The following is a 17,908-nucleotide window of genomic DNA, read 5'->3' on the forward strand; positions in this document are numbered from 1 at the left end:
CCCGTCCGGCCGGCTCCCGTCCGGCCGGCTCCCGTCCGGCCGGCTCCCGTCCGGCCGGCTCCCGTCCGGCCGGCTCCCGTCCGGCCGGCTCCCGTCCGGCCGGCTCCCGTCCGGCCGGCTCCCGCGCGGCGGTTACCGTCCGACTGTCACTGCCGGCCGTTCCTGCCCAGTTGCTTCTGCCCAGTTGTTTCTGCCCGGCTGACCCCGTTCGACCGCTCGAGCGGGTGTGGGTTTTGGGGCATGGTTGGCTCGAGGGCGGGGCATCTTGGGGCTCAGTCACGAGTTGGGCAGATTTGTGACCGTGTCGGTGTAAATCCAACGGGACGGTGTGTGGCGAGAAGACGCCTCGCCGGGTCTGCGACGGTAACCTCTCCTGGAGTGACCGGAATCGACCGGGTGGATGAGGAGACGCAGTGAGTCAGCAGCGGCGGGGATTGGGCAAAGGACTCGGGGCGCTCATCCCGACCGGTCCTATCGTTGACGGCACGGGGGCGGTGCCGTCTCCGGCTAACGGTTCAACGGGGGAGACTGGTCCGAAGCCGATTGCGGGTGCGTACTTCAAGGAGGTTGCTCTAGCAGCGATCGTCCCCAACCCGCGCCAGCCGCGTGAGGTCTTCGATGAGGAGCGCCTCAAGGAGTTGGCGGCATCCATCGAAGAGGTCGGTCTGCTGCAGCCGATCGTGGTCCGGTCTGTGGGTGGCGGGCAGTATGAGTTGATCATGGGGGAGCGGCGTTGGCGGGCGTGCCAGCGGGTTGGCTTGGATCCGGTTCCCGCGATCGTCCGCAACACCCAGGACACTGACCTTCTCCGGGACGCGCTCATCGAGAACCTTCAGCGCGAGCAGCTGAACGCTCTTGAAGAGGCGGCGGCGTACCAGCAGCTCCTTGACGACTTCCAGGCAACCCACGATCAGCTTGCCAAGAAGGTCGGTCGCTCTCGCTCCCACATCACCAACACCCTCCGCCTTCTGAACCTCCCCCCTGAAGTTCAGCGGAAGGTTGCCGCACAGGTCATCAGCGCCGGCCACGCCCGGGCGCTCCTGGGGCTCAACAGCCCGGAAGAGCAGATCAAGCTCGCCAAGCGGATCGTGGCTGAGCTTCTCTCGGTCCGGGCGGTGGAGGAGATCGTTTCCATGGGCAGCGCGAAGGCGGCTCAGAAGGCACCTCGTGAGCGCCAGACTGCCAAGCCCACGGCACCGGGCCTCACTCACCTCGCCGACCGCCTCTCGGACCACTTCGAGACCAAGGTCAAGGTGGATCTGGGACGGAGGAAGGGCCGCATCGTCGTGGAGTTCGCCACGATTGACGACCTTGAGCGCATCATCGGCACCATGGCACCGGAAGCAGTCCGAGCGATGCGGGAAACCGAGGACTGATTGACGGGTGTGGGGTGAGTCGATGGGTGGATGGGTTGGCGGGCTGACGAAGCGGGCAGCTGATGGGGCGGTTGATGTGGTGGGTGGGTGCGCTGACGGGCTGGCTGATGGGGCTGCCGGGCGGGCTGGCTAGTTAGTTAGTTGGCTGGGGTCGGCTTTTCCGTTGTTTCACGTGAAACACGCCGCCGAGCCGGCCCTGCCCTGATGTCGCTGGGGATGAGGGTTCTTCGTCAGTGGTTGTTGGGTTGGCCGCCCTGTCATTGTCCGGCGACGCTTTCCCGCGCCACTGGTTGATGAGTTCTGGGGCCAAGAATCTCGGGGGATGGCAACGCCTCACCGGGAGCCGCGTCTCTTGTCTGCAGGTGCACCCTTCACGAGGCGTCGCGGATCTTGCCGAGCGTCGCGTCTCGGTTGGACGTCGCGTCCCGGTGGGGTACCGCGTCCCGGTGGGGTACCGCGTCTAGGTCGGGTACTGCGTCTAGGTCGGGTGCCGCGTCTCCGACCGGGACCCGTGTCACTCGGCGGACGTTATCTCTTCCCGAGGGATGGGGGGTGGGGGTGCTTCGGCTTTTGACTCACCCCCACCGGATGGCGGCCTAACGCAATGGCCTTCCGGATGCCATGTCTCTGCCGACGGATCAATCCGTCACTGCGGACGCCGCATTTCGCCGGGGGTGCGCGGTATGGCGCGAGGGAGGTTGCGACTTACGCGGGGAGGGCAGCTCGCTGGCGGGCGGGCGAATTTGCCGGCTGGCCGCTCGCCGAGTCTCTCTCGTGGAGCCTGCTGGATGCTTTCGCTGAAGCTGGACGGCTGGGCGCCACCTTCTCGGCCTGAGAGGCGGAGGCGTTTCACGTGAAACATGCGGAGTGATCGGGCGCGTGGAGGATGACAAAGTTTGCCGTCGCCGGGCCGGGTGGGGGCGGTGTTGGTGTGCCAACGGTGGTGGTAGCCGCGGCGGGAGGGCGGCCCGTGGGAGGCGGCGTGTTTCACGTGAAACAGCGGAGTTGGTGGGCGGTGGAAGGGTGGCGGGTTACACGGCGGCGGCCTTGTGGATGTCGTCGAGGAAGTCGTCCACGTGTTCCGGGGCCGTGTCGAAGGCGGTCATCCAGCGAACCGTGCCGGCGGACTCGTCCCAGTAGTGGAACAGGTAACGCTGTCCAAGCGTCTCGGCGACCGCGGGTGGGAGGGTCGCGAAGACGGCGTTGGACTCGACCGGGTACGCCAGCGAGACGCCAGGGATGTCCGCCAGTCCATCAGCCAGGCGTACGGCCATCTGGTTGGCGTGCTGCGCGTTACGGCGCCACAGGTCGTTCGTCAGGAGAGCGGAGAGTTGGGACGAGATGAAGCGCATCTTTGAGGCGAGTTGAAGAGACTGGCGGCGCAGGAACGGCACGGCGTGTGCGAGCGACGAATCGAGAACCACCACGGCCTCGGCGGCCAGGGCGCCGTTCTTGGTGCCGCCGAAACTGAAGACGTCCACCCCGGCGTCCGTGGTGATCGACCTCAGGTCGCACTCAAGGTAGGCGGCGGCGTTGGCGAGCCGGGCGCCGTCGACGTGGAGGCGTAGCCCGGACTCGTGTGTTGTTTCGGCGAGGGCGGTGATCTCGGCGGGGGAGTAGCACGTGCCGAGTTCCGTGACTTGGGAGATGGAGACGACCGTCGGCTGCACTTCGTGGGGGTTGCCGATCCCGCCCAGGCGTGACGTGATGTCGGCGGGGCGGAGCTTGCCGTCCTGGGTCGGGATCGTCATGAGTTTCACCCCGAGGAGACGCTCCGCCGCGCCGGCCTCGTGGGTGGCGATGTGGGCGCTGTCGGCACAGATGATGGCGTCGTAGCGGCCCAGCATCAGGGCCAGACCGACCATGTTGGCGCCCGCGCCGTTGAGGACCGCGAAACCGTCCGCGCCTGGGCCGAACGTCTCCTTGATCTTGGCTTCGAACGCCGACGTCCAACTGTCGTCGCCGTAGGCCGGCGCATCTCCGTGGTTCGCCGCGGCCATGGCTTCGAGGATCGCCGGGTGTACGCCCGCGTGGTTGTCGCTGGCGAAGCTCTTGGGGTACATCGAATCGATCAGCACACGGTAAGGCTACTTACAGAGGTGTGGCTCGCACCTCTGCGGCTGCCGGTCCTGGCAGTTGCCTTCTGTCCTGGTGACCGACCGGTCCTGGTGGGTGGTCCCGTCGCATGCCTTGGTGTACATCGCTGTCCGCCTGCCCTCGGTGTGGGGTTGGTGGGATGGCGTAGCGGTGGGAGGCGACAGGGGATGGGTGGCAGTTGCCGGGTGTTGGAGGGGGGTGGCGGCGGAGTTGGGTGCGGCGCCGTGTGGAGGTTCGGGTGGCGGCCGCAGGGGTGGGAGAGGCATCGGGCGGTGGCAGGGTTGGGCTGCGGGGGATTGGTGGCGATGGGGAATTGGGTGGTGGTGGGTAGCGGTGTCGCTGGGATCGCGAGATAGAAGCGGCGGGCAAGGGCAAGTGAGTGCGGTGGCCGGCGGAAGGCTTGAGCGGCGGGTTGAGGCCGGTGTGTTGGGGCCGGTGTGTTGGGGCCGCGGTGGGTTGAGGCCGGTGGGTCGGGGCGCAGATGGCAGTGTGGATGGGGTCGGTGGCGGGATGAGGGTGGTGGATGGGGGTGGTGGCTTACGACGGCAGTTGGGGGTGGCTTACGACGGCAAGATGGGCGGTGGCTTGTGGCGGTGGCGCGAGGTGGCGGCGGGGGATGAGTCGCGGAGTGCGGAGCGGGACCCGCTGGGGCGGGTAGGCGAACTGTGGTTTGGCGGAAGGCGGGGAGCGGCGGACGCGGCACGTTCGGGGCGGTGACGAGGCTCGGGCTGGGAGTCTGGGGGAAAGCGTGCGGTGGGATGTGCGCGGCGGCTGCTTGCGTGGTGTCGCTCTGGCCATGCGACCAGAGCGTTGGATCCGCGCGTTGTGCGGTCCTCCGCGGGCGGTGCGGTTGGCGCGCTGGTGCCGATGGCGTGCGCTACCACTCGACGGGTGGCCTCACTTCGGCCGTGCAGCGCAAGGCGGGCCGCCCTGCGCGTGGTCGTGCAGTGAGAGGCTGCCCTGGTCGTGTAGCGAGAGGCTGGGCGTGGTCGCGTAGCGAGGGCCTGCCGTGGTGTGCGGCAAGGGCTGCTTGTCGTCATGCGGCAAGGGCCTGCCGTGGTGTGCAGTCAGCGGTGAGCAAGGCGGTTAGCGGATGATGTCCGGACGTCGTGCGTGGGTTGTTGTGGGGCGTGGCGCTTCCCGAAATGGCGCGGTGTACCGCGTGTCCGACGTCGCGCCGGAGGCTCAGGAGGTGGGGTGGGTGCGGGTGGCGGCGATCTGGAGGAGGGTACGGCAGAGCTCGCCCAGGTCGCGGCCGGCGGCTTCGGCGGCCATCGGCAGCAGGGAGGTCTCCGTCATGCCGGGCGCCACGTTGACCTCCAGGAAATGCGGCACCCCATCACCGTCGACGATCAGGTCCGTACGGGAGATGTCCCGCAGGCCGAGAGCGGTGTGGGCGGTTACCGCGGTCTCCGCGCAGGCGGCCGCGGCCTGGGCCGAGAGGCGGGCGGGGGCGAAGAACTCGGTGTGGCCGGCGGTGTAGCGGGCCGCGTAGTCGTAGACGCCCTCGTCGGGGACGATCTCCACGGCGGGCAGGGCCACCGGGCCGTTCCCGAGGTCCACGACGGAGACGGCCACCTCCACGCCTTCGACGTACCGCTCGATCAGCGCCGTGTCGCCGTATGCGAAGCAGCCGACCATGGCGGCGGGCAGTTCCTCGGCTGTGCGGACGAACGAGGCGCCCAGCGCCGAGCCGCCGCGCGCCGGCTTGACGAACAGGGGGAGGCCGAGGTGCTCCACGATGCGGCCGAGGACCACCGTGGCGCCGAGGTCGTGGAACGTCTCCTTCGGCAGGGTCACGGACTCGGGTGTACGCAGGCCGACCGAGCGGACGACGGCCTTGGCGGTGGGCTTGTCGAAGGCCACCCGGCAGGCGTCCGGGTCGGCCCCCACGTACGGGACGTTGAGGAGCTCCAGCACGGAACGGATGGCGCCGTCCTCACCGGCGCCGCCGTGCAGCGTCACGAACACCGCGTCCGGCGGGTCCGCCAGGATGGAGGGGACGAGGGAGGCGTCGGTGTCGCGGGCCTCGACGTCGACGCCCGCCGCGCGCAGCACCTCACTGACTCTGCGACCCGAGCGCAGGGAAACCTCTCGCTCATAGGAGAGGCCTCCGGCCAGCACGAGCACGTGGCCCAGATCGCTCATCACATCTCCTTCGCTGATCGCACGCTGTCCAACCGTACCGGCGTCGGGGGCGAATGGTGTACGGGAGGTGCTTTCTCCGGCGATCCCAGCCCATCTCAGCCATACGGCAGAGGGATTCTTGGAGTTGACCAGGAAAGTTCGTCAGTGAAAGAGGGCCGGCGTCGTGCGGGTTGCGCGACGCCGGCCCTGCGAGGCGGTGGGTTGCTAGGCCAGGTCAGGCCCCGGCGTGTCCACGCCCTGGTGGTCGCGCGCGGAGGCTGTCCCGAACGTGTCCCTGAGCTGCATCTCCTGGTCGATCACCCCGGCCAGCCGGCGCACCCCTTCGCGGATGCGGTCGGGCTCGGGGTAGCAGTACGACAGCCGCATGTGCCGGGCCCCGCTGCCGTCGGAGAAGAACCCGGTCCCGGGCACGAACGCCACCCGCTCGGCCACGGCCCGCGGCAGGATCGCCTTCGAGTCGAGCCCTTCCGGCAGCGTCGCCCAGACGAAGAAGCCGCCCCCAGGTCGCGTCCACGTGACCTCGGGCGGCATCAGCGATTCGAGCGCGTCGAGCAACGCGTCCCGGCGCTCTCGGTAGAGCTCCCTGAACGTCTTGATCTGCTCCTGCCACGGCTGCGTGGCCAGGTATTGGCCCACGGCGAGTTGCGTGAACGAGGAGTGGGACAGCACCGCGGACTCCATGGCCAGCACGAGCTTGTCGCGGATGGCGTGCGGCGCCAGCGCCCAGCCGACGCGGAAGCCGGGGGCGAGCGTCTTGGAGAACGAGCCCAGGTAGACCACGCCGTCGGGGTTGTCGGCCCGCAGGGCGCGCATGGGCTCCCCGTCGAAACCGAGCAGCCCGTACGGGTTGTCCTCGATGATCAGGATCCCGGCCCGCTGGCAGATGTCGAGCACCTGCTGCCGGCGGGCGATGTTCAGCGTGACGCCGCCGGGGTTGTGGAAGGTCGGGATCGTGTAGAGGAACTTGATGGGCGCGCCCGCCGTCTCCAGGGCATAGATCGTCTGCGCCAGCGATTCGGGCACGATGCCCTGATCGTCCATGGCGACATGTACGACTTTGGCCTGGTAAGCGGAGAACGTCCCCAGGGCCCCGACGTACGAGGGCCCCTCGGCCAGCACCACGTCGCCCGGGTCGATGAAGATCCGGGTGATCAGGTCGAGGGCCTGCTGCGAACCGACGGTGACGACCACGTCGTTCGCCCCGGCGTGAATCCCCTCAAGCCGCATGACCTCGCAGATCTGCTCCCGCAGATGCGGATCACCCTGGCCGGAGCCGTACTGCAGCGCGACCGGGCCGCGCCGCGTGACGAGGTCGGAGACCAGCTCGCCGACCATGTCGAGGGGAAGAGCCGTGACGTACGGCATGCCGCCGGCGAGCGAGACCACCTCGGGCCTCGACGCGACGGCGAAGAGAGCTCGGATCTCGGAGGCGACCATCCCGGTAGCTCGCGCGGCGTACCGATCGACGTATGCGTCGATGCGCGACCCTTGGGTCGCGGGTGTCTGACCGTGATCCAGCTCTTCCGTCACGGCCCACCTCCTAGGTGTCATATCGGACTGAAATACCAGATTACGCCAGACGGACATGTCGCACGTGACCGGGCTCGACCGTCGTGGTGTCCGCTGGCGGCATCTTCACTGGGCTACGATGCCACCTGTAGACGCGGTTTTCGCGCGCTTTTCCGGGTCAACGATAGGGGCCGTAGTTGTCGCGCCGGCTGGTCAACATAACCCTGGACAATCTTGAAGATCTACCCCGCCGCTGCCGTAGGTGTGTGTTCTGGGAGCTCGATCCTATGAGCGGGGAACGCGCGGTGGAGTCGGGCGATCCCACGCTGGAGAAGGAAGCCTGGCTCTCCGGCACGCTGCTGGAGTGGGGGAGCTGCGGGAAAATCGCCTACGTCGACGGGGTGCCGGCGGGGTTCGTCCTCTACAGCCCGCCGCTGTACACACCGCGTTCCGTGGCATTTCCCACCTCGCCGGTCAGCGCCGACGCGGTGCTGTTGATGACGGCGCACATCATTCCCGAGTTCTCGGGTGGCGGGCTCGGGCGGATGCTGATCCAGGGAGTGGCCAAAGACCTCACGCGGCGCGGGGTGAAAGCCATTGAAGCTTTCGGGGACCTCAAGTGGGAAGAGCCTAGTTGCGTAGTACCGGCGGAATACTTGCTTTCTGTGGGGTTTAAGACTGTTCGTCCGCATTTGCGATTTCCGCGACTCCGGCTGGAACTCAAGAGCGCCGTCTCGTGGCGCGAGGACGTCGAGGTGGCCTTGGAGCGGCTCCTGGGGTCCATGAGCCCGGAACGCGCCCTACGTCCCGTCTGAGAGCCGCTCAGAGCCGTACGGACCAAGATCCTGGCCGGGGGAGCGCTGTCACCGGCCAGGAACCCGCTCAGAGCCAGGTGGTCCCCAGCCAGACGGCCGCGCCCGCGGCGGCCAGCAGAACGATGTTCAGCCCGATCAGCCGGGCCTCGCCGCGGGAGAGGTGCAGGGCAATGCCGCCGACCTGGATCAGGAAGAGGCCGATCGCCGCGGCGACGGCCAGCCAGGGCGCGATCCCGGTCAGCGGCGGCAGGATGAGGCCGGCGGCGCCGAGGAGTTCCAGCACGCCGATGGTCCGGACGAGCGGCATGGGAACGCGGTCGACCCAGCCCATCATCGGCTGGAGCTGTTCCTTGCTCTGGACGACCTTCTTGCCTCCGGCGTAGAGGTACATCACCGCCAGAAGCGCGGCAACGATCCAGTAAGCGACGTTCATGTGGACTCCGAGGTGGTTAGTTACCGTTCGTAAGTTGCCTCATGATGCGTCACTATTGAGAGCCTTACAAAAGGCACATGCGTGTGCGTTAGGCACAAGGGGCTGTCATGTCGCAGTACGAGCACACCTGCATGATCCGCGGAGACGGCGGCCGGACGATCCGCACGATCCTCGACCGGATCTGCGACAAGTGGACCCTGCTGGTCGTGGCGACCCTCGACGAGGAGCGGCTGCGGTTCACCGACCTGCATCGGCAGATCCCCGGGATCTCCCAGCGGATGCTGACGCTGACGCTGCGGAACCTGGAGCGCGACGGCCTGGTCTCCCGGACGGCGTACGCGGAGGTCCCCCCGAGGGTCGAGTACGCGCTGACCCCCACCGGCCGGAGCCTCATCCCGCCCGCGCTGGCCCTCGCCAGCTGGGCCATCGACCACATCTCGGACATCGAGGCCAGCAGAACCGCCTACGAGACCCGGACCGGATGACCCCATGAAAGACGCGAAGAGGCCCGGCCACAGTGGCCGGGGCCTCTTCGCACGTGAGGACCTACGGGTCGAAGCGCGCCCGAAAAGAGATCACCGCTAGATGATGCCCTCGAGCTCGCGCAGCAGCATGGCCTTCGGCTTGGCACCGATGATCTGCTTCACGACCTCGCCGCCCTTGTAGACGTTCATCGTCGGGATCTGCAGCACACCGTACTGGCGCGGGACCTCGGGGTTCTCGTCGATGTTCAGCTTGACGATCTCCAGCTTGTCGCCGTGCTCGTTGGCGATCTCCTGCAGGATGGGCGAGACCTGACGGCACGGGCCGCACCACTCGGCCCAGAAGTCGACCAGCACGGGCTTGTCGCTCTTGAGGACCTCGGACTCGAAAGTGGCGTCAGTGACAGCCTTCACGGTGCGCTCCTTTACTTCTCGTTGTCGGCGAGCCAGCGCTCGGAGTCGAGCGAGGCCGCACAGCCGGTGCCGGCCGCGGTGATGGCCTGGCGGTAGGTGTGGTCCACGACGTCACCCGCGGCGAACACGCCGTCGATGTTGGTCGCCGTGGTCGGGGAGGCCACCTTGATGTAGCCGTTCTCGTCGAGGTCGATCTGGCCCTTGACCAGATCCGTACGGGGATCGTGGCCGATCGCCAGGAACAGCGCGTCGGTCGCCAGCTCGCACTCCTCGCCGGTCTTGACGTTGCGCAGCTTCACGGCCTCGACCTTGGTGTCACCGAGCACGTCGACGACCTCGGAGTCCCACACGAAGCGGATCTTGTCGTTCGCCAGGGCCCGGTCCTGCATGATCTTGCTGGCCCGCAGCGTGTCGCGGCGGTGCACCACCGTCACCATGCGCCCGAACCTGGTCAGGAACGTGGCCTCCTCCATCGCGGTGTCGCCGCCGCCGACGACCACGATGTCCTTGTTGCGGAAGAAGAACCCGTCACAGGTCGCACACCAGGACACGCCGTGGCCGGACAGCCGCTTCTCGTTGTCCAGGCCGAGCTCGCGGTAGCCGGAGCCCATGGCCAGGATGACCGACTTGGCGTAGTAGGTCTCGGAGTGGGTCTTGACGACCTTGGGGTTGGCGTTCAGGTCGACCTCGACGACGTCGTCCGCCACCAGCTCGGCACCGAACCGCTCGGCCTGCTTGCGCAGGTTGTCCATGAGGTCGGGGCCCATGATCCCGTCGGGGAACCCCGGGAAGTTCTCCACGTCGGTGGTGTTCATGAGCGCGCCGCCGGCTGTGACGGAGCCCTCGAAGACCAGCGGCTGGAGCTCGGCGCGCGCGGAGTAGACGGCCGCGGTGTAGCCAGCTGGGCCGGACCCAATGATGATCACGTTACGAACGTCGCTCAACGCTCCACGCCTTCCTCGTCTGCTGTTGCACCGGCGTCAACAGATCCTAGGCCGCCGTGATTCCCAGCCCTACCCAGCAACGCTCAACCGACGCCGAGACAAAACGAAAGAGCCCGCCGAAGCGGGCTCTGACGTGGGCTTTCGTTACCAGCGGCCCAGGGTGGGCTTACGCAGGTTCTTGCAGTTGAACGGATCGACGATGTCGATGCGGACCTTCTTGGCGGCCTGCTGCTTCCAGGAGGCGACGATGAGCGCCTCCTGCCCGTTGTACTGCCCCTGGTCCACCGCGAACACGTCGAGCTTGGACCGGTTGGAGACCGCGGTGACGCACTTGGCGACCTGGTCGGCGTCCCCGGAGCCGCCCTGGATGGCGGGAGCGGGAGCCAGGTAGCTCCCCAGCGGCTGCCGCAGCTCCGGGTCGCTGTAGTTGTGGCCGCTGTCGGTGAGCGCGTACGCCCTGGCCTTCAACCGCGACTTGTCCGGCTCGGACGACTGCGGCGGCTGGGCGACCGGTGGCGCCACGCTCGTGCTGCCGCCGTCACCACCGCTGGCCAGCAGCAGGTTGGCGGAGGTCACGGCCGTGCCGACCACGACAGCTGCCGCCGCGGCTGCGACCGCGGGCATCGCCCACCGGCGTCGCCGCGATGTACGGCTCCTGGCCGGGACGATGGTGCCGTCGTCGGAGACCACGCCCAGGCGCACCGGCTCGTGGACCTCGTCGGAGCCGAGCCGCGCGGGCTCGGGAACCGACCGCTCCCACGGGGCGTCCCGCATGAGCTCATCCCAGTCCGGTGCTTCCGCGAGGCCGACACCCCCGCCCCGCCCGGACTCCGCCTCGGCGGCCAGGGCCTTGTCGATGCGCAGTGCGACACCCATCGGCATGGCCGGAGTGGGGGTCGCTGCCAGCACCTCGCGAACCGCCGCCAGGTCGGCCAGCCGCTCCCCACAGGGGTCGCAGACCGCGAGATGCTCGCGGACCTGGCGCGCCGTGTCGACGTCCAAGAGGTCCTCGGCCAACTCGGCGAGGATCTCAAGATCGTAGTGCGTATCACCCGTCACGAAGTTCTGCTCCCTTCGCGGATGAGACGCGGTTGAGGTCCGTTCGGTTCCGCAGATGCGAAAGAATTGGGGCAAGTTTCGCGCGCCCTCGGGCGCACCGGCTCTTCACCGTGCCGCTCGGCACCTGGAGCACCTGAGCTGCGTCTTCGACTGAATAGCCCATCATGTCCACCAGTACCAACGCTGCCCGCTGGTCGGCGGGCAGCAGCTTGAGAGCAGCCGTAACCTCCATCGAGACCTCGCGCTCGACGGTCTGGTCCGGCAGCGGGGTCTCGCGCTCCGCGGCCTCGATGAGCTCGTCGTCGGCGACCGGGCGGACGGATTTGCGGCGCATCCTGTCGAGGCAGGCGTTGACCACGATCCGGTGCAGCCAGGTGGTTACGGCCGCCTCGCCGCGAAACGTGGCGGCCTTGCGGTATGCGGAGACGAAGGCGTCCTGCACGGCGTCGGCGGCCTCGTCGGGGTCACCGAGCGTACGCAGGGCGACCGCCCACATGCGGTCGCGGTGTCTTTTGACGATTTCGCTGAAGGCGTGTGGATCCCCGTTGATATGCGCGGTGAGCAGCTCGGCGTCTGTGACCGCCGGCCGCTCCGCTGCTGAGGGTGTCTCGGGTGGGGAGTTCACAAGAGAGATTCCTGATTATGCCGATCCGGGAGAGTGCACCACTACCTCATAGATGGTGCCATGAAAAGTGCCTGCATCCGTCGGAACACGCGTAAACCAGATCAAAACGTACTGACCGCGGGCCGCCTGTTCAGGCGTAAGAGTGGTCTTACCTGCGGCGTTCTTCTTGGTCGCCACCGTCTTCAGCGCGCCGAGCTCGGGGGAATCGCCGACCTTGAGCTCGACGGTCGCGCCCTGGGCTTCCGACAGCGTAGCCACCACATCGCTGATCTGCATGGACTTGCCCATGTCGAGCAGCAGGCCCACACCGTCCTTGAGGCGGCCCAGGTCGGCGCTGGTGTAGGTCTCGGTCTTCCACAGTGTGCTGGGCTTGCCGTCGATGGCCAGCTTCGCCATGTCGGACTTCTCGTCGCCGTCGCCGAGCGGGTCGAAGCCCCGGGCCTTGTCCGGCTTGACGGACTCCGCCGCGGCCGAGGACGACGAGGAGGACGTGGGGCTGGCGCTGGCCGTCTGGGAGGCGGTCGGGCTGCCCAGGCTGCGGCCGATCGTCCAGGCGCCGACGCCGACGGCGGCGATGACCAGCAGCACCACGAGGGTCATGAGCACCCGGTTGAGCGTGCTGCCGCCACCACCGTTGGAGACCCGGCGCGGCGGCAAGGGCGGCCGAGGGGGAGAGGAGGACTTCTGCCGGTGGGCGATGTCCAGGCCCTCGGTGTGGGAGGCGGAGGCCACCGCGGGGGTCGAGGGGTAGGAGATCGGGATCGGCATGGGCCTGGCCACGTCGGCCAGCGCCTCGGCGACGTCTGACGGGCTGGCCAGCGCGCTCTGCCCACGGCGGGACTCGGGCAGGCAGGCCCGCACGGTGACGGTGTCGAGATAGCTGGGCACGCCGGCGGTGACCTGCCGGGGCGAGCAGAAGTGGCCGTCGATCATGGGAGCGGCGGGCAGGCCGCCCTCTTCCTCGTCGCCCGGCCAGTGACCGGTGAGCCCGGCGTACAGCAGCCGGCCCAGCCCTTCGGCGTCGTCGAGGGCCGGCTGGTCGGTGGTGAGCCCGTACATCGCGGCGTCCACGGCGACGCCGAGCACCTTGACCGTGTTGCCGGTCGTCCACACCAGGTGAGAGGGGCGCAGGCACAGGTGGTAGAGGTTGGCCTCGTGGGCGTGCCTGAGCGCCTCGGCGGCCTCGGCGACGAGGCCGGCGGCGCGTTCGGGCTCCAGCGGGCCCGAGGCCAGCAGGTCGGTCAGCGACTCGCCGGTGACCCACTCGCTGACGACGTAGGAGGCTTTGTCGTCCTCGGCGGCGTCGAAGACCTGGGTCAGGCGAGGGTCGGTCAGCCTGCTCGCCGCGCGGGCGGCCGTGACGACCTCGTGGACGCGCGGGAAGTCGGGTGCGAAGGTGTGCACCGCCACGGGGCGGGCAAGGATCTCGTCGATGGCCTTCCACAACGTGGCGCCGTCGGACTCGCTGACGCGGTCCTCGAGCCTGAAGCGCTCGGCGAGACGGGTGCCGGGTTCGACGGCCGACGTGCTGCTCACTGGCTCACTCCGCTTGGCCGATCGGGCGTGTTCATGACTCGTCTCACCTGCGTGGTGTCCCACGAAGGCACGCTATGCCGGGTGGATCCGCCCACGCCCCTCCTGCTTCCATTCGCGCGTGTCGGGCTCCATGGTAGTGCCGAGTAGATTCCGCCCGCGTTCTTTACCGACCTACCCGCCTCGCGACCATCCCAACGATTGAGTTGACCTCCGGGATGCGCATTCTGTGGGCTACGCCGAGATAGAGCAACATCCCCAGCCCGCCGCCGATCGCCAGCACGATGATCGAGTTGAGGAAACCGAGCCCGCCGAACACCCCGGTGACCACCCAGACGGCCGCCAGCGCCAGCACCGCCGTGGGCAGCGACGCGAGGTACATCCTGGTCAGCGCCATGCCGACGGTCCAGCCGCCCAGCCCCTGGACCCGGCGGCCGGCCAGCCACCAGGCCAGGACCGCGCCGAGCGCGTACGCGATCGCGTACGCCAGGGCCAGCCCCATCACCGCGTAACGGGCCGGCAGCGCCACGTAGAACAGCACCATCAGCATCGCGTTGACCGCCGTCGTGCCCGCCCCGATGAACACCGGGGTGCGGGTGTCGCCGAAGCTGTAGAAAACCCGGAGCAGGAGCTGGAACACCGCGAACGGCACCAGCGCCAGCCCGTAGACCTGCAGCACGTTGCCGATGTAGACGGCGTCGGCCACGCTGTTGGCGCCGTGGCCGTAGATCGGCACGGTGATCGCCGGCCCGAGCACCATCAGCAGCAGCGACACGGGCACCATCAGCGAGCAGACGAGCCGCACGCTGGACCCGAACTCGCCGCGCACGTCCCCGAACCGCCCCTCGGCGATCGCCCGGCTCATCCGCGGCAGCATGGCGGTGATCACCGAGACGCCGATGACACCGTACGGGAGCTGGAAAAGCTGGAACGCCAGCGTGTACGGGCTGATGCCGTGCCCATCGACCACGTTGCCCGCCGAGCTGGCCAGGTTGGTCGTCAGCACGAAGCCGAGCTGGGTGACCACCACGTAGCCGATCGTCCAGACCCCGGCCTTGGCCATCTCGCCCAGCCGCGCGTTGCGCAGGTCGAACCGGGGCACGAAGGAGAACCCGGCCCGCCTGAGCGCCAGGATCAGCACCACCGCCTGGGCCACGATGCCGGCCGTGGTGCCCAGGCCGAGCAGCGCCAGGTCGCCGTCGGTCACCCTGTCGATGTCGCCGCCCGTGCCGATCACGGCGTAGAGCACGAACACCACGATGACGACCAGGTTGTTGACCACCGGGGCCCACATGGGGGCGCCGTAGCGGTCGCGGGTGTTGAGGATGGCGCCGGCCACCGCGCCCACGCCGAAGAAGGCGAGCTGCGGCAGGATGAACCGGGCCAGCGTGACCGCGACCTCGAACCTCCTGCTGCCCGCGTCCCAGTCGGTGTAGAGGTCGATCAGCAGCGGCGCGACCAGCGCGGCGGCCGCCGCGACCACGACCAGCGCGACCGTGGAGATCGTCAGCAGCCGCTGCTCGTAGGCCCGGCCGCCGTCCTCGTCGTGCTGCTGGGCGCGCACGATCATCGGCACCACGACGCTGCTCAGCACGCCCAGGAGCAGCAGGTCGAGGATGCTGTAGGGGATCGCGTAGGCCGCGTTGTAGGCGTCGCCCAGCGCCGCCGTGCCGATGGCGTAGGCGAGCACCATCGTCCGCACGAACCCCGTGACCCTGGACACCATGGTGCCCGCCGCCATGATGGCGCTGGCCCGAAGCATGCGGCTCATACGGTCTCACTCTCCCGGTTCCTGGCGGCCCGCGCGACCTTCCGCTCCGACCTGCGCCGCAGCAGCCGCGTCACCACGGCGGCGAGCATCACCGTCAGCGCCGCGCCCACGATCACCAGGGCGATGCCGGTGTAGCCGGTCGTGCGGATGGTCAGCCGCTGCGGCTCGCCGTACGGCTGGCCGTCGGCGGTCTGCAACTGCACGGTCACCGTCGCGTCGCCGCTGATGGAGGCGTTCATCGGCACCTGGACGGTGCCGCTCTGCCCGCCGCCGATCGGCAGCGGCTTCTCCTGCACGAAGTCGACCTGCAGCAGGTCGGGGTTGTTGGACTTGACGTCGATGTAGAGCTCGACGGAGGTGCTCAGCGAGTTCTTCACGCTGATGGGCACCACCCCGTTGCTGCCCGCCAGCGTGCGCGGCCGGTCTGGGCCGGTGATCTGGATCGCGGCGGTCCTGGCGTTGACGGCCGAGCTGACCGTCTTGGTGAGCGCGCGACCCGCGCGCGTGCTGTTGCGCCAGGCCGAGGAGGTCAGCCGCAGCACCGCCGCGTCGAAGGCGGACTTCGTCTTCACCTCTTTGATCAGCGCGGTGAGCTGCGCCTTCGACCAGGCGTCCTTGACCGGCGCCAGATATTTGCGGGTCAGCTCCTCGCCGCGGTTCTGCTCGGTGTAGGCCAGGCCGGCGCGCGGGACGGACGCCTTGCTCGGCTTGATGGACTCCAGCGTGGTGAGCTGCAGCCACGGCAGCCGGTCCGCGGCCTTCAGCAGGGCGGTGACGAGCGCCGGGTTGGGGTCCCAGCGCCGCGAGGGGGCGACGACCAGCGACCGCGGCCTGGTCTGGCCGGGCTCGGCGGCGATCATCGCGGTCTCGGCGATGAAGCGCTGCGTGCTGAGCAGCACCGACGTGCTGGAGCTCGGCTCGAACAGGCGGCTCAGCTCGGCGTCGGCGACCAGGGCGGTGACGGGGCCGGTCACCGAGTCGAGCCGCGCGGCGGCGTCGGGCGTGGTGGTGACGGGCTGCTGCGGCGGCAGGTTGGTGGAATTGAGCAGGACGGTGTCGACCTTGCTGACCGACAGCAGGTCGAGCGCGTCGGCGTCGATCACGCCCGCGGCCGGCCAGTTGACGTTGGTCTTCGCGTTGCGGCTGAGCAGCGTCTTGGCGGTCTGCCCGCCCAGCTCGATCGCCCGGCCGGTCTGCGTGTCCAGCCCCTGGTGGGCCAGCGCCGCGACGTCGGGGTCGGCGTACGGGACCGCGACCACGGGAGAGGAGGCCAGCGCCGTGCGCATGGTCGTCAGCCACTGCGAGGCCGCCGTGCTGGCCGGCCTGGCCTCCTCGGCGTCCTTGGTCTTGACCTTGTAGCCCTTGGTCATCGTGTTGAGGTCGTCGAGCAGCGCCGGGTCGACGACCCAGGTGACGCTGCTCGGCGCGGACTGCGCGATGGTCGCCAGGTCGGCCAGGCGCCCCTTGCCGGCCAGCGACTGGCTCAGCTTGTCGTCCACGAACACGGCGTCGTCGGTGGCCCGGTGCGGCTGGTCGATGACGGGCAGCGCGACGGCCAGCTTGTTGCGCGGCGGCTTCGGCACCGTGGCCGGCGCGTACGTCAGGTAGGTGCGCTGCGTCTGCATGGACACCCCGTTGGGCGCCACGTCGACGGCGACCGGGTAGACCCCGAACGAGCGGTAGCCGAGCTGCACGGGCGTCGCGGTGAACTCCCAGCGCGCCGAGGCGCCGGGGGCCAGCGACGCGATCACCGTCGACGAGTTCGAGGAGACGCTGCGCGGCAGGGTCGCGGGGTTCTGGTCGGCCTGGTAGGCGGCCATGGTGGCGCGGTCGGTGAACGGCTGCGCGTCGTAGCGCAGGCGTACGAAGACGTTGTAGAGGGGCGAGCCCGTGTCGTTGCGGAGCGTGCCGGTGAACTTGATCACATCGGTCAGGTTCTTCGGCACCTCGGGCGTGATCGACGTGATCGCCACGGAGAGCGTCTGCCGAGCGGCGGTGCTCGCCTTCGTGGCAGCGGTGCTGGGCGCCGCCGCCACCACCGGGGCGAGCAACGCGACGGACAGCGCGGCGAGCAGCGTGGCCTTACGGATCACGCGGATGCCCGGGCTTGACTACGACGACGCACGCCCGCAATGGTACGGGTTCAGTGCCGTCGCGCGACCGCCCCACGTGATCCTCTTGGGCGTGAGCCGCTCAGGTCGACCATCTTGCCTGGCAGGAAGGCCAGCAGGTCGAGCGCACGTATGCACAGGGCCGTGTGCCGCTCGCCGGTGGCGGTGAAGATCGGCTCGGTGTCCATGGACAGCCGGTCGTCGATGAGCATCTGGAGCGACTCCGGTAACAGCAGCGGGCACACCAGCCCGTCGGCGTAGTCGGTGGTCGTGTTGACCACGTGGGCCGGTGCGGGACGTACCTGGCGCGCGCCGAGCAACCCTCCGACGGCTCCCGGCGTGGGCGGCGACGAGACGGGGGAGGTGACCCCGACGACGACCTCGCTGCCGACCCTGGTGGTGACTTCGAGCACCGTGACCATCAGGCACCTCTCGGGTGCTGCGGAGACCGTCTCCGGCAGCTCTTCCGCGCATGTCATGGGACGCGGAAGGCGTACGATCTCATGATGGACCTGGTGTGCGAGGAGCCAGCGGTGGATCGCGAGGGCGTCCTTCATATAGTCCTCCTTGCCTTGTTCCATGGCCCCCGAC

Annotated in this window: 15 protein-coding genes; 3 read left to right on the plus strand and 12 right to left on the minus strand. The window is 68.8% G+C overall.

Annotated features, from left to right (window positions below):
• The first annotated feature begins 413 nt into the window (after nucleotides 1–413).
• Complete coding sequence (locus AB0J69_RS01400; protein ID WP_364111588.1) at nucleotides 414–1,376, plus strand: ParB/RepB/Spo0J family partition protein; 963 nt, start codon at nucleotides 414–416, stop codon at nucleotides 1,374–1,376.
• A gap of 1,031 nt (nucleotides 1,377–2,407) precedes the next feature.
• On the opposite strand, the gene AB0J69_RS01405 is transcribed toward AB0J69_RS01400, so the two are convergent.
• The 3 genes from AB0J69_RS01405 to AB0J69_RS01415 all read right to left on the minus strand — a co-directional run bounded on the left by AB0J69_RS01405 (nucleotide 2,408) and on the right by AB0J69_RS01415 (nucleotide 7,058).
• A complete protein-coding gene (locus tag AB0J69_RS01405) occupies nucleotides 2,408–3,454 on the minus strand; it encodes a beta-eliminating lyase-related protein (RefSeq protein ID WP_364111590.1) in 1,047 nt (348 codons plus the stop codon).
• Nucleotides 3,455–4,658: 1,204 nt separating this feature from the next.
• Nucleotides 4,659–5,621, minus strand: a complete 963-nt coding sequence (locus AB0J69_RS01410) for a D-alanine--D-alanine ligase (RefSeq protein WP_364111592.1) — start codon at nucleotides 5,619–5,621, stop codon at nucleotides 4,659–4,661.
• Between the two features lie 204 nt (nucleotides 5,622–5,825).
• Nucleotides 5,826–7,058 carry a PLP-dependent aminotransferase family protein gene (locus tag AB0J69_RS01415; protein WP_364111878.1) on the minus strand — a complete coding sequence of 411 codons (1,233 nt, stop codon included), beginning with the start codon at nucleotides 7,056–7,058 and terminating at the stop codon, nucleotides 5,826–5,828.
• Nucleotides 7,059–7,327: 269 nt separating this feature from the next.
• On the opposite strand from AB0J69_RS01415, the gene AB0J69_RS01420 reads away from it, so the two are divergent.
• Nucleotides 7,328–7,945, plus strand: coding sequence for a GNAT family N-acetyltransferase (locus AB0J69_RS01420; protein ID WP_364111594.1), 618 nt, complete (start codon nucleotides 7,328–7,330; stop codon nucleotides 7,943–7,945).
• A 67-nt stretch (nucleotides 7,946–8,012) separates the two neighbouring features.
• On the opposite strand, the gene AB0J69_RS01425 is transcribed toward AB0J69_RS01420, so the two are convergent.
• Nucleotides 8,013–8,378 (minus strand): DoxX family protein, encoded by a 366-nt coding sequence (locus tag AB0J69_RS01425; RefSeq protein WP_364111596.1) that lies wholly within the window; start codon nucleotides 8,376–8,378, stop codon nucleotides 8,013–8,015.
• 107 nt (nucleotides 8,379–8,485) lie between these two features.
• On the opposite strand from AB0J69_RS01425, the gene AB0J69_RS01430 reads away from it, so the two are divergent.
• On the plus strand, nucleotides 8,486–8,863 hold the full coding sequence (locus tag AB0J69_RS01430; RefSeq protein ID WP_364111598.1) for a helix-turn-helix domain-containing protein: 378 nt from the start codon (nucleotides 8,486–8,488) through the stop codon (nucleotides 8,861–8,863).
• Nucleotides 8,864–8,959: 96 nt separating this feature from the next.
• On the opposite strand, the gene trxA is transcribed toward AB0J69_RS01430, so the two are convergent.
• The 8 genes from trxA to AB0J69_RS01470 all read right to left on the minus strand — a co-directional run bounded on the left by trxA (nucleotide 8,960) and on the right by AB0J69_RS01470 (nucleotide 17,874).
• Nucleotides 8,960–9,274 carry a thioredoxin gene (trxA, locus tag AB0J69_RS01435; protein WP_364111600.1) on the minus strand — a complete coding sequence of 105 codons (315 nt, stop codon included), beginning with the start codon at nucleotides 9,272–9,274 and terminating at the stop codon, nucleotides 8,960–8,962.
• Between the two features lie 11 nt (nucleotides 9,275–9,285).
• Entirely contained in the window at nucleotides 9,286–10,218 is a 933-nt protein-coding gene (gene trxB, locus AB0J69_RS01440) for a thioredoxin-disulfide reductase (protein WP_364111602.1), read from the minus strand.
• A 144-nt stretch (nucleotides 10,219–10,362) separates the two neighbouring features.
• Nucleotides 10,363–11,277: a hypothetical protein gene (locus tag AB0J69_RS01445; protein WP_364111604.1), complete on the minus strand. Its 915-nt coding sequence runs from the start codon at nucleotides 11,275–11,277 to the stop codon at nucleotides 10,363–10,365.
• Nucleotides 11,267–11,902 carry an RNA polymerase sigma factor SigM gene (gene sigM / locus AB0J69_RS01450; RefSeq protein ID WP_364111606.1) on the minus strand — a complete coding sequence of 212 codons (636 nt, stop codon included), beginning with the start codon at nucleotides 11,900–11,902 and terminating at the stop codon, nucleotides 11,267–11,269. Before sigM ends, AB0J69_RS01445 begins: the two co-directional genes overlap by 11 nt.
• Nucleotides 11,903–11,917: 15 nt before the next feature.
• Complete coding sequence (locus AB0J69_RS01455; RefSeq protein ID WP_364111608.1) at nucleotides 11,918–13,438, minus strand: protein kinase family protein; 1,521 nt, start codon at nucleotides 13,436–13,438, stop codon at nucleotides 11,918–11,920.
• Between the two features lie 163 nt (nucleotides 13,439–13,601).
• The gene (murJ, locus tag AB0J69_RS01460; RefSeq protein ID WP_364111610.1) at nucleotides 13,602–15,206 is read right to left on the minus strand and encodes a murein biosynthesis integral membrane protein MurJ; all 1,605 of its coding nucleotides are present in this window, start codon (nucleotides 15,204–15,206) and stop codon (nucleotides 13,602–13,604) included.
• Nucleotides 15,203–17,299, minus strand: coding sequence for a DUF6049 family protein (locus AB0J69_RS01465; RefSeq protein WP_364111612.1), 2,097 nt, complete (start codon nucleotides 17,297–17,299; stop codon nucleotides 15,203–15,205). Before AB0J69_RS01465 ends, murJ begins: the two co-directional genes overlap by 4 nt.
• Before the next feature lie 50 nt (nucleotides 17,300–17,349).
• Nucleotides 17,350–17,874, minus strand: coding sequence for a YbaK/EbsC family protein (locus tag AB0J69_RS01470; protein WP_364111614.1), 525 nt, complete (start codon nucleotides 17,872–17,874; stop codon nucleotides 17,350–17,352).
• Nucleotides 17,875–17,908: the final 34 nt, after the last annotated feature.

This window comes from Nonomuraea sp. NPDC049709 (genome assembly GCF_040674815.1).
GTDB lineage: Bacteria > Actinomycetota > Actinomycetes > Streptosporangiales > Streptosporangiaceae > Nonomuraea.